The following is a 13,800-nucleotide window of genomic DNA, read 5'->3' as shown; positions in this document are numbered from 1 at the left end:
GCGGACGGAGGACCCGCCGCCTCTACTTCAGCACGAACTCATGAACCGCCAGTTGGTGTCTTGCCGAAGTCGTTTCAATACGCGTTTGCGTCGAACACCGGATCCACGCGACCGCTCCAGCGATTGTGAAGATCGGCCAGCAGTCCTTCGGCGGCCGTGCGGCCTTCCGCGACGATCGCGTCGAGGGGCTCCAGGTAAAGGGTCTCGTCCCGGCTCTTCGCATCGCGATGCCCCCGCCGGGCAAGGCCGCCCCGCGCGATGGCGAGCACGTCCCGCGCCACGTCGCGGACGAGGCCGCCCCGGAACGGCGTGGCGAGCGCGTGGCGCGGCACCCCATCGCGCAGCGCCTGCCGCTCGGCCGCAGTCCAGTCCTTCGTCAGGGCTTCCGCCTCGTCGAGAGCCGTCGCGTCGTAGAGCAGGCCGACCCACAGCGCGGGCAGCGCCGCCAGCATCGGCTTTGGCCCGGCATCGGCGCCGCGCATTTCCATGTAGCGCTTGAGCCGGACTTCCGGGAACAGCGTGGAGAGGTGGTTCGCCCAGTCCGAGATCGTCGCCCTCTCGCCGGGGAGCTGCGGGAGACGCCCGGCCAGGAGGTCGCGGAACGAGGCGCCGGCCACGTCGTGGTAGTGGTCGCCCCGCTTCACGAAGTACATCGGCACGTCGAGCGCATAGTCGACATAGCGCTCGAAGCCCATGCCGGGCTCGAAGGCGAACGGGATCATGCCCGTCCGGTCGCGGTCGGTGTCCCGCCAGATCTCGGAGCGGGTCGAGAGGAACCCGTTGGTGTGCCCCTCCACGAACGGGGAATTCGCGAAAAGCGCCGTTGCGATCGGTTGCAGGGCCAGCGAGACGCGCAGCTTGCGCACCATGTCGGCTTCGGAGCTGAAGTCGAGGTTCACCTGCACGGTGCACGTCCGGAACATCATGTCGAGGCCGCGCGTGCCGACCTTCGGCATGTAGTTCGACATGATCCGGTAGCGCTGCTTCGGCATGACCGGCGTCTGCGCCCGCGTCCATGTCGGGCTGTGCCCGAGGCCGAGGAACCGCATGCCGAGAGGGGCGGCGACCGCGTTGGCGTCGTCGAGGTGGACGCGCAGCTCGGCGTCCGTCTGGTGCAGGGTCTCGACCGGCGCGCCGGAAAGCTCGAACTGCCCGCCGGGTTCCAGCGAGATGGCTCCGCCACCGACCGCATCGAAGAGGCCGATGATGGCCTCGCCGTCCATGATCGGCTCCCAGCCGGTGCGGGCCTGCATGCCGCGCAGAAGCGCCTCGATTCCCCGCGGCCCGGCATAGGGCACGGGAGAATGATCCTGCACGTAGAACGGGAATTTCTCGTGCTCGGTGCCGATGCGGTAGCGCGAGGCGGGCTTGCAGCCCGCCTCCAGCCACGCCACGAGCTCGTCACGGCCCTCGACGGGCGTCAGGTCGGAGAGATCGCGGGCCATGGTCGTCCTTTGGGCAGCAGCGACCGCGGGAACGCCGGGTCGGGACGGGCAGACTTAAGGGTGAAGACCGCTCGTGGCAATCACGCGACGCTTGCGTGGATGCAAAGTGCGCGGCCTGCAACGAACTGCCCCGTGCGGCGGGGCAACTGCTGGGCACCCCTGGCCGTTGAGGGGATCACGCGGTGAAGCCATGGCTTGACGGCGCGTTCACCATTCCGGCACGCGCGGCCCCGGTGCGGCGGCCCCCGGTCAAATTGCGGCGATCGCGCTGGGAAACCCGTTCACCATTCGCGGGCATCGTCGTGCGAACGACAGAAAGAGCGGATGGGTCGGATGATCGGACGTTTCTGGAAGGACGAGAGCGGGGCGACGGCCATCGAGTACGGCCTGATCGCGGCCGTTCTGTCGATCGTCATCATCGGTGCCTCGGGCTCGATCCGCCAGGCGCTGCACGACACCATCATGGGCACCGCCACGGCGATCGCCAGCGCGGGCAGCTGACTACTCTGCCGCGACCGCCTCGCCCGCGCCTCCGCGCAGGTTGTCGAGACTGGCGATGATGAGGCACGCCAGCGCGTCCGCAAGCGCCGAGTTCTCCAGCCTGTTGCGTGCGAGGCCGATCTTGCACGACGGCAGCGTCGGGAAACCGTCCGACGGACCGAGGATGCGCATGCCCGGCCGGATCGCGCTCTCCGGCAGCACGCCGACGGCCAGTCCCGCCAGCACGGCAGCGCCGACGGCGTTGGAGTTCCAGCTGGAATACAGCACCCGGTAGCTTCGCCCGGCCTGTTCGAGGCGTTCCGTCGCCGCCAGCCGCCAGCTGCAGTTCGGACGCCCCACCGCCAGTGGCAGCGGAACGATGTCCTGCGCCGCATGGCGCTGCGACGTCACCCACAGCAGCCGCTCGCGGCGGATGCACTCGGAAGCGCCGCGCTGGTCGACATGGGTGATGATCGCGAGGTCGAGGTCGTTGGCATGGATGCGATCGACCAGCATCGGGGTCGGCTCGCACACCACCGTCACCTCGACCTTGGGGTTGAGGCGGGAGAAGCGGGCGAGGATCTCCGGCAGGTAGCGGTCGGCGTAGTCGTCCGGTACCCCGAGGCGCACGCGGCCGGCGAGTTCGGCGTCCGAGAAGCTGGCCAGCGCCTCGCCATTCAATCGCAGGATGCGCCTTGCGTAGTCGAGCAGGCGTTCGCCGTCGTCCGACAGCTTCGAGGCCCGCCCGTCCCGCGCGAAGAGCGGCTTGCCGAGCCTCTCCTCCAGCTTCTTCATCTGCATGGAGACGGCGGACTGCGTCTTGTGGACCACCTCGGCGGCGCGGGTGAACGACCCGGTCTCGGCGATCGCAACGAAGGTGCGCAACTGGTCGATGTCGAGGAGCGCGGTCATGGCCGGGTGCCTGTGGCCCGGACCGGACGGCGTCCCGGGGCGGGACGGTCAGGGCGGGCGAGATCCATATTGATCAACTTGGCTGATGCTGTCCATGCGAAACATTCGTTGGACTGATGAATGCGGTGGGCGCATCGTCATCACCGTCGGCGCCGTGCCGATGCAAAGCGCCGCCGCTGGCGGCCCACCCGATGGAGACCACGATGTCCGCCCCCGCTCTGAGCCCCACCCCCACCATGCCGGCCGTCGCGCCTGCCGTGGCCCGGCAGGGAGTGCTCGCCAAGGTGGTCACGTGGTGGACGCGATTCCAGAACCGTCGTCAGGTGTCCAATCTCCTGGCCCTCGACGACTACCTGCTCAAGGATCTCGGCGTCGCCCGCGGCGACGTGTTCGAGGCGCTGACGGACCCGCTGACGTCGGATCCCTCCTCGCTTCTCGCCGCCAGCGCCGCCCAGCGGCGCATCAGCGAGCGCGCGCGGATCAGGGAGCATCTTCGATCGGCTCGTCTGATGGACAGCTTCGAATCCAACGAGGTCCGCCGCGCCGCCTGACGGCCGGCCTGCCCTCCAAGCGGCGCCGTTCTCCTAGCCCCCCTCGCGGCGCCCGCCTCAGGGCCCTGTCTCCGGACAGGGCCCTTTTTCACGTCAGGCCTTGCCGGCTTCGCCCTTGTCCTCCGCGGGGAACATCCGCTCGAGGATCGATTGCATCGCCTTCAGCTGGTTCTCCTGCACCTCGCGGCCCGTCTCGACCATCTGGTTGAGCGCGTCGAGGCCCAGCTCGGACGACGTCGGCGGGGGAGGGGGCGGCGGCGGGGGCGGGGGCGGCTCGGGCGGCGTCGCGCCGAACATCTTGCTGATCATCTGCCCCACGGCGGCGGGATCGAGCATCTCCGACATCGGCGGCGGCGGCGCTGCGGGCTTCGCCTCGCCGGCCGCGGCGCCGGGCTGGGCCGTCGCCGCCTGCATCATCCTGCCCATCATGTCGCCGAAGGCGGCGAAGGGGTTGCCGCCCGACCCTCCGGAGAGGGCGGACGCCCACGCGTTCATGCCCTGCTCGGCCATCGCCTTGCCGATCCCTGCCATGAACGTCGCCGCCATCGTCGCCTGCATCTGCTGCAGCACCGAAGGGCTGACGCCGGTCATGGCGGCGGCCTGCGCAGCGATCTGCCGCGCGATTTCGTTCGATCCGAACAGCGCGCCCGCGAGATCGTCCTGAGACGGAGCGGGTGCGCCGGTGAACGCGCGCGTCGCCGCCTCCATCATCGTCTGCTGCTGGGCCGTGGCGAAGGCCTGGAACAGTTTCGGCCACGCCTGCGGGTTCTGCATCTGCCGCTGGATGGCCAGGGCGAAGGCAGGAAGCAGGGCGTCGATGGCGCTCTCCGCCTGCGGCGGCGACAGACCGAACTGGCGGGCCATGGCCTCGGCGGGGTTTCCCTGCGCCTGCCGCATCAGTTCGAAGAGGTTGATCATGCCGCCGGTCCCCGGATCGCTGACCCGAGACTAGAAACATTCTCCCGGCAGGACGAGTCGGAAGATCGTCACTCTCCCGCTGCGGCCGCCTGCCGTGCCGTGGTGCGCGCGATGATGCGCTCGACGCTGCCATAGGCGGCCCAGACCCCGGCGATGCCGAAGACGATGGCGCCCAGCCCCTGGCCGACGAGCGCCCCCGCGGCACCGCCCCAGTGCGCGCCGGCGAGCGCGAAGGGCACGGTTCCGAGCGTCGCCTTGCCCCAGTTGAACGCGGTGGCGAGCAGCGGCGCGCCGAGATTGTTGAACGCGGCGTTCGCCACGAAGAGGGCGCCGTGGAAGATCCAGCTTCCGGCGATCACGGTGCAGAACAGCCGCAGGAGCGAGGCCGTCTCTCCCTCCGCATGGAACAGCGCGACGACCCCGTTCTGGCCGAGCGCCAGCACGGCCCACGCGAGCAGGACGGTGAGCAGAGAGAACAGGAGCCCGTCCGTCAGCGTTCGGCGCACCCGGTCGTGCAGGCCGGCGCCGAGGTTCTGCCCGAAGATCGGCCCGACCGCTCCGGCCAGCGCGAAGAGCACGCAGAAGGCGACCGGCGTGAGGCGGAGGATGATGGCATTGGCCGCCACCGCCTCCTCGCCGAAGGGCGAGATCACCGCCGTCATGAAGCCGTTGGCGACCGGCGGCGCGACGTTGGTGAGCACCGCCGGTCCGGCGATGGCGCCGAGCGGCCGGGCGTCCTCCAGCATCGCCTTCAGGTCGGGCGGCGACACGAGGTCGTGCAGCCGCACCGCGCCGAGGTAGCCGATGACGCAGAAGACGGCGCGCGACAGCACCACGGCCCACGCCGCCCCGTCGGCGCCCAGCTTGAGCCCGAAGATGAGGAGCGGATCGATCACCGCCGTCGCCGCCCCGCCGATGAGCGTGACGTACATCGCCCGCCGGGCGTCGCCGACCGCCCGCAGCACGGCGGAGAAGGACAGGCCGAGCCCCATCAGCACGTTGGACGGCATGCTGATCATCAGGAACCGGTGCGCCACCGCATGCGCCTCGCCGGTGGCGCCGAGCCACGTGAGGAGCGGGTCGAGGATCGGCAGCATGCCGACCCCGACGACGAAGGCGATGAGCGTGATCCACGCGCAGGACGATCCCGCCAGACGCCGCGCATGCGCCCGGTCCCGCGCCCCCAGGGCCCGCGACACCGAGGCCGCGCAGGCGATCATCAGGCCGATGTTCACGGAGGTGGAGAAGAAGAACACGGTCGTGGCGAAGCCGACGCCCGCCGTGACGTTCACGTCCCCGAGCCACGAGATGTAGAGCAGCGAGACGAGGTCCACGACGAAGAGCGCGGTAAGTCCCACCGCGCCCGTCACCGACATGACGGTGACGTGCCGGAAGGTCGATCCGCGGGTGAAGACCGCGTCGTGCGGGCCGCCGGGTCCGCTCATGCGTCCTCGCTGCGCGCGTCGAGCGCGGCACTGGTCTCTGGCGACAGGGCGCGCGGCCTGGCACGGGGCTGGGACAGCGGCTCTGGCGTGAGCCGCGGCACCTTGGAGTAGTCGGCCGGCCGCACTTCGCCCTCCGCGTGCTGGCGTGCCAGACGCTGCGCGTCGCGCTCCATCACCGCCTCGCGCACCTCGGTGGCCCGGTCGGGATCGACGCCGAGCGCCACGAGGGCATCGCGCCCGAACTGCAGGGCGGAGAGCAGCGTCTCGCGCATCTGGTAATCGACGCCCCCGTTCATCAGGTCGACCGCGTGGATGCGGTCATACGCCCGGGCATGCGTCTGGGCGAGCGGGAAATGCTCGCGCACGAGTTCGAGGACCGTGAGCGCCCCCGCGCGGTCGTCGACGCAGATGGCGACCAGCCGGGCGTTGGCGGCGCCGGCGGCGCGCAGCACGTCGAGGCGGGTGCCGTCGCCGTAGTACACCTTGAAGCCGAACCGGGCGGCCGCCTGGATGCGCGAGACATCCTTGTCGATGACGGTGACGTCGACGCCCTCGGCCAGCAGCACCTGCGTCGTCAGCTGGCCGAACCGGCCGAATCCGATGACGAGGACGCTGCCCTGCACGCCGTCGAAGGCCGAAAGGTCGAACTCCGGTTCGGGCCGCCGGGCGTCCTGCCGGTCGAGCGCCAGCTCGATCCCCTTCGCCACCAGCGGGCCGAGCGCCATTGTCAGCGCGGCCAGCGCCGTCGCGAGGCTCGCCTGTCCGGGGGTGAGGATGGCGAGGGAGCCGGCGAGCGGCAGCAGCACCAGCGAGAACTCCCCCGCCGGCGCGAGGAGCGCCGCGCTGCGCACCGCGTCACGCCGGGAAGAGCGGGACAGCCGCTCGAGCGCATAGGCGACCGCGATCTTGCCGGCGATGAGAAGAGCCGCGAGGCCCAGCAGCAGCGGCAGGCGCTCGAGGATGAGCGCGGCGTCCATGGACATGCCGACACTCATGAAGAACAACCCGAGCAGCAGGCCGCGGAACGGCTCGATGTCCGCCTCCAGCTGGTGCCGGAAGTTCGATTCGGCGAGCAGAAGGCCGGCCATGAAGGCGCCCAGCGCCATGGACATGCCGGCGACCTGCATCAGCAGCGCGCTGCCGAGCACCACCAGCAGAGCCGCGGCGGTGAGCACCTCGCGCGCCCCGGTCATCGCCAGCAGGCGGAACAGCGGGTTGAGCAGGTAGAGGCCCGCCAGAACGATGGCGGCGAGGGCACCGATCGCGACGCCCACGTCCTTCAGCGTGTCGACGAACCCTCCTCCGGTCTCCGCTCCGCCCGGCGCGAGGAAGGGCACGAGGGCGAGGATCGGCACGATGGCCATGTCCTGGAACAGCAGCACCGAAAAGGTCCGCTGCCCGTAGGGCGACTGGAGCGAACCGCGCTCGTCGAGGATCTGCAGGGCGATGGCGGTGGCCGACATGGCGAGCGCGATGCCGACGACGACGGCCCCGCCGGGCCTGAGGCCCAGCGGCCATGCCGCGAGCGCGATGAGCGCGGCGCTGCCCGCGAACTGCGCGGCGCCGAGCCCGAAGATGTCGCGGCGCATGGCCATGAGCTTGGAGAGCTTGAGCTCCAGCCCGATGACGAACAGCAGCAGCACGATGCCAAGTTCCGCCACGGCGCTCACGGTGGCGGCGTCGGTAAAGAGCCGGAATCCGGCGGGGCCGATGGCGAGGCCCGCGGCGAGATAGCCGACCACGGCCCCGAGCCCGACCCGCTTGAACACCGGCACGGCCACCACGGCCCCGGCGCAGAAGATCAGGATCGGCGAAAGGAAGCTGGCGTCGTGGGCTGAGGCCATGGGGGGATCCGAGGGGAGCGGCCCCCACCATAGGCAAGGAGCGCGCCCTCGGCGACCCCGTTCCCGCGAAGGTGATTCCCGCCGTGCGGGTCAGACGGCGAAGCCTGCGCCGCGCAGCGCGCTGACGAGGCCGGCATGGTCGCGGAAGACGTGCCCCTTCAGCCCGGCGGCCCGTGCTCCCTCGACGTTCTCCGGCCGGTCGTCCGTGAAGAACGTCTCTTCCGGGACGAAGCCGAGCCTTCGGCACGCCTCGACGAAGCAATCAGGGTCCGGCTTGGCGAGGCCGAGCTCCGCGGAGACGAGGATCCGCTCGCCGAACAGCGGCCGGAGCGCCGGGAACAGCGTGTCCAGCGTCTCCCCGACCAGGGCGTCGTTGTTGGTGAGGATGCCGATCGGCGTCGTCGCGGACAGCGTGCCGAGGGTCTGCAGCACGTCGTTGAACGGGAGCATGGCGATGCGCCGGGCCTCGACCCAGGCGTCGCGCCCCACCGGCGCGCCGAGACGGCGGCCGAACTCGGCGAGGAAGGCGTCCGCGGTCCACGGCCCGCCCCGGTCGGCCTCGTCGAGGAACCCGGAGTCCCAGATGCGTGCCTTCACCGCCGCCGGCGTGGTCCCGCCGAGGCCGGCGAGCCGCTCGATGCGGCGGTCGACGTCGTAGTGGCAGAGCACGTCGTCCATGTCGAAGAGGGCATATCGCAGGGGCATCGGCACCATCCGGTCGCGGGGCAGCGGTCCAGGCGGCGCGCTTGACCTCGACGCCGCAAGGTCACACAAACGCGAGGCGGATCGCGAGCGCAAGGGCCATGCCCTCGCTCGCTCCGCCGCCCCGTCGGCTTCCGGCCGACTTCCGGACCGATGCCGCCGATGTCGACCGCCGTTTCCCCCGAAAAGCCGCCGCTGACCGTGCTGCTCTGCGCCCCGCGCGGCTTCTGCGCCGGCGTGGTCCGCGCCATCGACGCCGTGGAGCAGGCCCTGCGCATCCACGGCCCGCCGGTCTACGTGCGCCACGAGATCGTGCACAACAAATACGTCGTCGAGGGGCTGCGCCGGAAGGGCGCCATCTTCGTCGACGAGCTCGACGAGGTGCCGGAGACGGGCGCCCCCGTCATCTTCTCGGCCCACGGCGTGCCGAAGGCCGTGCCGCAGCAGGCCGAGGAGCGCGGCCTCTTCGCCATCGACGCGACCTGCCCGCTGGTGACGAAGGTGCACCGCGAGGCGGAGATCCACCACAAGCGCGGCCGAACGGTGATCCTCGTCGGCCATGCCGGCCATCCGGAGGTCGTCGGCACGATGGGCCAGCTGCCGGAGGGCGCTGTGCTCCTCGTCGAGACGCTGGAGGACGTGGAGAGGCTCGCCCCCGCCAATGCCGAGGCGCTGGCCTTCGTCACGCAGACGACGCTGTCGGTGGACGACACGCGGGAGATCGTCGAGGCGCTGCGCGCACGGTTTCCCGCCATCGTCGCTCCCCACAAGGAGGACATCTGCTACGCCACCACCAACCGCCAGGAGGCTGTGAAGCGCGTGGCGCCTTCGGTGGACGCGATGATCGTCGTTGGCTCGCCGAACTCCTCCAACTCGCAGCGCCTGCGCGAGGTCGCGGAGCGCGCGGGCTGCCCCGTCTCCCGCCTTGTCCTGCGCGCGCAGGACATCGACTGGCCGGCCTTCACCGGCCTGCGCAGCCTCGGCGTGACGGCGGGTGCATCCGCGCCGGAGATCCTCGTCGAGGAGATCATCGACGCCTTTGCCGAGCGCTACGAGGTGACGGTCGAGACCGTCTCGACGGCGGACGAGAGCGTCTTCTTCCCCCTGCCGCGCGACCTGCGCCCGAAGGACGGCGCCACCGCCGGCGCCGCGGAGTAGCGCCTTGGCCGTCTACACCGACGTCTCGGACGAAGAACTCGCCGCCTTCGTCGCCCGCTACGACATCGGCGGCGTGCTCGCCGCCAAGGGCATCGCCGAGGGCGTGGAGAACTCGAACTACCTGCTCCACACCGAGAAGGGGTTCTACATCCTCACCCTCTACGAGAAGCGGGTGAAGGAGGAGGACCTGCCCTTCTTCATCGGGTTGATGGAGCATCTCTCCGCCCGCGGCCTGAACTGCCCGCTTCCGGTGAAGGACCGCTCCGGCGCCGCCCTCGGCCGGCTGGCCGGGCGTCCGGCGGCGATCGTCACCTTCCTCGACGGCATGGGCGTGCGCCGGCCCGGCGTGCACCACTGCGCCGGCGTGGGCGAGGCGCTGGCGCGGTTGCACCTCGCCGGCTCGGACTTCCCCATGCGCCGCCCGAACGCGCTGTCGGTCGACGGGTGGCGGCCGCTGTTCGACGCGGCGAGGGACAGGGCGGACACGGTGCAACCCGGCCTGCGCGACGCGGCGGAGGCAGCCCTCGGCAAGCTCGAGCGGGAATGGCCGCAGGGCCTGCCGGAGGGCGTCATCCACGCCGACCTCTTCCCCGACAACGTGTTCTTCCTCGGCCAGCGCCTCACGGGGCTGATCGACTTCTACTTCGCCTGCACGGACGCGCTGGCCTACGACCTTGCCGTGTGCCTCAACGCCTGGTGCTTCGAGTCGGACGGCTCCTACAACCTCACCAAGGGCCAGGCGATGATCGTCGCCTACGAGAAGGTCCGGCCGCTGGGCGCCGACGAGGTCGCGGCGCTGCCCGTGCTCTGCCGCGGCGCCGCCATCCGCTTCATGCTGACGCGTCTCGTCGACTGGCTCAACGTGCCGCCGGGGGCGCTGGTGCGGCCCAAGGACCCGCTGGAATACTTCCGCAAGCTGCGCTTCCACGAGCGCGCCAATTCTGCTGCAGACTACGGGCGGGCCCCGTGACGGCAGCATCCGGCGAAGGCCGCGTGATCATCTACACGGACGGCGCCTGCTCGGGGAATCCGGGCCCCGGCGGCTGGGGCGCCCTGCTGCGCTGGGGAGACCGGGTCAGGGAGATGAACGGCGGCGAGGCCGACACCACCAACAACCGGATGGAGCTGACGGCCGCCATCATGGCGCTGGAGGCGCTGAAGCGACCCTGCGTGGTGGACCTGTGGACCGACAGCCAGTACGTGCGCCAGGGCATCACGTCCTGGCTCTATGGCTGGAAGGCGAACGGCTGGAAGACGGCCGACAAGAAGCCGGTCAAGAACGCCGAGCTCTGGCAGCGGCTCGACGTCGCCCGCCACCGGCACGAGGTCCACTGGCACTGGGTGAAGGGCCACGCCGGGCATCCCGAGAACGAGCGGGTCGACGAACTCGCCCGGGCCGGCATGGCGCCCTTCAAGGAGCGGTAGGGCACACCGCGCGCGGTGTGCCGAACCGTCCGAACTCTGAATTCAGAGCTTGGCGAGCATCGCCTCGGCGCTCGACACCTCGGCCTTGGACGGCACGTCCTCCACGGCCAGCGACGTGACCACGCCGTCCTCCGCGATCATGGAATAGCGCTGCGAGCGCATGCCGAGGCCGAAGCCGGTCCCGTCGATGGCGAGGCCCATGGCCTTTGCGAAGTCCGCGTTGCCATCGGAGAGGAACTCGATCTTGCCCTTGGCGCCGGTGGTCTCCGCCCACGCGTCCATGACGAAGACGTCGTTGACGCTGGTGACCGCGATCGCGTCGACGCCCTTGGCGAGGATCTCGTCGGCGTGGGCGAGGTAGCCCGGCAGATGGTTGCGGTGGCAGGTGGGCGAGAAGGCGGCCGTCACGCCGAACAGAACGACCTTGCGACCGCCGAATACCTCTTCGGTCGTCCGCGTCGCCGGGCCGTCCGGCGTCATGACGCGGAAAACGGCGTGAGGAAGCGTGTCGCCGACTGCGATCGTCATCAGGAACTCCATGGATGTCACGTTTCGGCCGAGGCCGCGCTGCCGAAACTAGTGCGCGTCGCCCTTGCCGTCGAGTTTCGTGCTGGTTTCGACGGCTTCTTCGCCCGCGGTCACGGTGAAACGCAGCGGCAGGTCGGCGAGCCGGGCGCCCGCGGGACGGGTGTCGACGGTCACGCGGTAGGTCAGCGTGCGCGATCCGTCGGGCCGGTCGAGCACGGCGAGCGGCACGGGTGCCGAGAAGCTCCACCCGTCGGGCCCCTCCGTGAAGACGTCGACGATGCCCGGTGTCCTTGGCACGTGGGCGGTGACCTTCAAGGCCTTTCCGTCCGGCGTGGCGGAGGCGGAGGCGATGGAGGGAGCCGCATGGTCGCCGAAGGGGACGGGTCGCGGGACCCGCGACACCGCCCGGTCGAGCGCCACCGCGTGCGTCGTCGACTGTCCGCGCGGCGAAAGCACGAGCTGTGTTTCTCCCCGTGCCGGGATGCAGATCTTCTCGCAGACCGCGTAGTCGAGCTTCAGCGTGAGCCTCGCCGGCTTGCGCGGGTCGGCCAGCGTGACGCGCAGGGGCAGCAGCACCGTCTCGACATAGCCGATGGACGATCCGGCCTGGTCGTCGAACCGGTAGGGCGCCGGCCACGACACGGCGACGTCCGCGACGTTCTCGGAGCCCGTCCAGTCGAAGGTCGGCGGCAGCCCACTGTCTCCCGGCGTCCGCCAGTAGGTCTTGAACCCGGCATCCATGCGGAATTCGAGGCCGGCACGCCATGCCGCGGTGTCCGCGATGTCGGGACCGCCGTCGACGAGCCGGATCGCGGAATGCAGGCCGGGGGACCACGGCGACGCGCCCGGCGCGGCCGCGGGCCCCGCCTCGACCACGGCGGCGCAGACGCAGGCCAGCACGGCGAAGACCGTGCCAGGAAATGCAGGCCGGCGCAGCTTCCGGAACGCGAAATCCATCATCACATGTTCATGCATCCGGGCCGGCCAGGTTCCAAGTGATAAGCCCGTGATGGCGGCTGGATGAACCAAGGAGAGGGGCGTCGCGTTGGCTTCGCGTTGGAAAGGGGCTACGATGATTGAACTGGATCCGTTGAACATTGGTGAGGATATGGGCTCACGCGGTTTCCTCGATGGCCAACTGCTGGTTGCCATGCCGGGGATGCCTGATCCGCGTTTCGCCCGCACCGTCATCTACGTCTGCGCCCACTCGCCGGAAGGCGCGATGGGGCTCGTGATCAACCAGCCGGCTCCCAACATCGCGCTGCCGCACCTGCTGGAGCAGCTCGAGATTATCCCCACCGCAAAGGGCATCACCCTGCCAACCCGGGCCGAGACGGTCGCGGTGCTGAAGGGGGGCCCCGTCGAGACGAGCCGCGGCTTCGTGCTGCATTCCGCCGACTTCTTCATCGACCGTTCGACCCTGCCGATCGACGAGGGCATCTGCCTCACGGCGACGGTCGACATCCTGCGCGCCATCGCCCAGGGGGAAGGTCCGAAGGACGCCATCCTCGCCCTCGGCTACGCCGGCTGGGGGGCGGGCCAGCTGGAAACGGAGATCAACGAGAACGGCTGGCTCAACTGCGACGCCGACCCCGCCTTCCTCTTCGACGGCGGCTTCGACACCAAGTACGAGCGCGCCATGCGCAAGATCGGCGTCGACCCCGCCATGCTGTCGAGCGAGGCCGGGCACGCGTGAGCCCGGCGCGGCGGGACGTCTGCCGTCGTTCCCGGCGTAATCCCTTCCGCCGTCATCCCCGCCGCCTCGCGAAGCGACGCGGGAAGGGGATGCAGGGACGCCCGGGGCCGTCTGGATCCCCCTCCCGCGCCTGCGGCGCGCCGGGGATGACGGCGGCGTGGAGGCTCGAGTGGTGAAGAGAGAACGGTCCGCGGACGAAACGCGGGCGCGTTACCGCATCCGGTAGACGAAGTAGCGACGCTCCGGCAGGCCCAGCACCGTCGCCTCGTCCGGCACGCCGAGGGTGAGTTCCTGGTCGGAGAGCACGAGGGAAGCCGGCGCCAGCAGCGGCGGCAGCAGCCGCGACAGGATGCGGGCGAGCTCGGCGTTCACGGCGGCATCGCCGGTCCCGAGGTCCGCATGCACCAGCACCGCCTCTCCCGGACGGCGGCCGGCGAAGGCGGGCAGGGTGTCGCGCAGGTCGCCCACCTCCAGCAGGTGCGCCGGAGGCATGCAGTCCGGATGGGCGGCCGGCGCGCGTTCGAAGACGACGATCTCGCGGCCGGGCAGGGCCTCCCGTAGGTGATCGTAGGTCCGGCCGTTGCCGAGGCCGAGTTCCACGACGAGCCCCGGCCGCTCGCGCACCCGCTCGGCGGCCCAGTCGAGGGCCCGGCGCTGCGCCTCGAGACGGCGGATGACGCTGTCGAGCCGGCTCAT

15 protein-coding genes are annotated in these 13,800 nt (G+C 70.6%); 6 read left to right on the top strand and 9 right to left on the bottom strand.

Going from position 1 to position 13,800, the window contains the following annotated elements; translation table 11 throughout:
- Window positions 1-74: 74 nt before the first annotated feature.
- The gene (locus ACX9GQ_RS08510; RefSeq protein WP_459629088.1) at window positions 75-1,445 is read right to left on the bottom strand and encodes a glutamate--cysteine ligase; all 1,371 of its coding nucleotides are present in this window, start codon (window positions 1,443-1,445) and stop codon (window positions 75-77) included.
- Window positions 1,446-1,778: 333 nt separating this feature from the next.
- On the opposite strand from ACX9GQ_RS08510, the gene ACX9GQ_RS08505 reads away from it, so the two are divergent.
- Window positions 1,779-1,946, top strand: coding sequence for a Flp family type IVb pilin (locus tag ACX9GQ_RS08505; protein WP_459629087.1), 168 nt, complete (start codon window positions 1,779-1,781; stop codon window positions 1,944-1,946).
- On the opposite strand, the gene ACX9GQ_RS08500 is transcribed toward ACX9GQ_RS08505, so the two are convergent.
- Window positions 1,947-2,837, bottom strand: coding sequence for a LysR substrate-binding domain-containing protein (locus ACX9GQ_RS08500; protein ID WP_459629086.1), 891 nt, complete (start codon window positions 2,835-2,837; stop codon window positions 1,947-1,949).
- A gap of 203 nt (window positions 2,838-3,040) precedes the next feature.
- Here ACX9GQ_RS08500 and ACX9GQ_RS08495 point away from each other — a divergent pair, with 203 nt between their 5' ends.
- Window positions 3,041-3,388 (top strand): DUF1127 domain-containing protein, encoded by a 348-nt coding sequence (locus tag ACX9GQ_RS08495; RefSeq protein ID WP_459629085.1) that lies wholly within the window; start codon window positions 3,041-3,043, stop codon window positions 3,386-3,388.
- Between the two features lie 93 nt (window positions 3,389-3,481).
- Here ACX9GQ_RS08495 and ACX9GQ_RS08490 read toward each other — a convergent pair whose 3' ends face one another.
- From ACX9GQ_RS08490 to ACX9GQ_RS08475, 4 genes are all read right to left on the bottom strand, one after another.
- Window positions 3,482-4,306 carry a DUF937 domain-containing protein gene (locus tag ACX9GQ_RS08490; protein ID WP_459629084.1) on the bottom strand — a complete coding sequence of 275 codons (825 nt, stop codon included), beginning with the start codon at window positions 4,304-4,306 and terminating at the stop codon, window positions 3,482-3,484.
- Between the two features lie 68 nt (window positions 4,307-4,374).
- Complete coding sequence (locus ACX9GQ_RS08485) at window positions 4,375-5,751, bottom strand: MATE family efflux transporter (protein ID WP_459629083.1); 1,377 nt, start codon at window positions 5,749-5,751, stop codon at window positions 4,375-4,377.
- Complete coding sequence (locus tag ACX9GQ_RS08480) at window positions 5,748-7,595, bottom strand: monovalent cation:proton antiporter-2 (CPA2) family protein (protein ID WP_459629082.1); 1,848 nt, start codon at window positions 7,593-7,595, stop codon at window positions 5,748-5,750. The genes ACX9GQ_RS08485 and ACX9GQ_RS08480 overlap by 4 nt, the downstream gene beginning before the upstream one ends.
- Window positions 7,596-7,685: 90 nt before the next feature.
- The gene (locus tag ACX9GQ_RS08475) at window positions 7,686-8,300 is read right to left on the bottom strand and encodes an HAD family hydrolase (protein WP_459629081.1); all 615 of its coding nucleotides are present in this window, start codon (window positions 8,298-8,300) and stop codon (window positions 7,686-7,688) included.
- Between the two features lie 159 nt (window positions 8,301-8,459).
- Here ACX9GQ_RS08475 and ispH point away from each other — a divergent pair, with 159 nt between their 5' ends.
- Genes ispH through rnhA form a run of 3 tightly spaced genes read left to right on the top strand, consistent with a single transcriptional unit; the run spans window position 8,460 to window position 10,880 of the window.
- Window positions 8,460-9,455, top strand: coding sequence for a 4-hydroxy-3-methylbut-2-enyl diphosphate reductase (gene ispH, locus ACX9GQ_RS08470; protein WP_459629080.1), 996 nt, complete (start codon window positions 8,460-8,462; stop codon window positions 9,453-9,455).
- Between the two features lie 4 nt (window positions 9,456-9,459).
- Entirely contained in the window at window positions 9,460-10,425 is a 966-nt protein-coding gene (locus ACX9GQ_RS08465) for a homoserine kinase (RefSeq protein ID WP_459629079.1), read from the top strand.
- A complete protein-coding gene (rnhA, locus tag ACX9GQ_RS08460) occupies window positions 10,422-10,880 on the top strand; it encodes a ribonuclease HI (protein WP_459629078.1) in 459 nt (152 codons plus the stop codon). The genes ACX9GQ_RS08465 and rnhA overlap by 4 nt, the downstream gene beginning before the upstream one ends.
- Window positions 10,881-10,922: 42 nt before the next feature.
- Here the strand turns inward: rnhA and ACX9GQ_RS08455 are convergent, their stop codons facing one another.
- Together ACX9GQ_RS08455 and ACX9GQ_RS08450 are read right to left on the bottom strand one after the other, a co-directional pair.
- Window positions 10,923-11,408, bottom strand: a complete 486-nt coding sequence (locus ACX9GQ_RS08455) for a redoxin family protein (protein ID WP_459629077.1) — start codon at window positions 11,406-11,408, stop codon at window positions 10,923-10,925.
- Window positions 11,409-11,456: 48 nt separating this feature from the next.
- A complete protein-coding gene (locus ACX9GQ_RS08450) occupies window positions 11,457-12,365 on the bottom strand; it encodes a protein-disulfide reductase DsbD domain-containing protein (protein WP_459629076.1) in 909 nt (302 codons plus the stop codon).
- Window positions 12,366-12,480: 115 nt separating this feature from the next.
- Here ACX9GQ_RS08450 and ACX9GQ_RS08445 point away from each other — a divergent pair, with 115 nt between their 5' ends.
- On the top strand, window positions 12,481-13,104 hold the full coding sequence (locus tag ACX9GQ_RS08445; protein ID WP_459629075.1) for a YqgE/AlgH family protein: 624 nt from the start codon (window positions 12,481-12,483) through the stop codon (window positions 13,102-13,104).
- A 210-nt stretch (window positions 13,105-13,314) separates the two neighbouring features.
- On the opposite strand, the gene ACX9GQ_RS08440 is transcribed toward ACX9GQ_RS08445, so the two are convergent.
- Window positions 13,315-13,800 carry a class I SAM-dependent methyltransferase gene (locus ACX9GQ_RS08440; RefSeq protein WP_459629074.1) on the bottom strand — a complete coding sequence of 162 codons (486 nt, stop codon included), beginning with the start codon at window positions 13,798-13,800 and terminating at the stop codon, window positions 13,315-13,317.

Source organism: Alsobacter sp. R-9 (assembly GCF_054612375.1).
The sequence above is the reverse complement of the archived record's forward strand: the minus strand, read 5'-3'. Positions and strand labels throughout refer to the sequence as shown.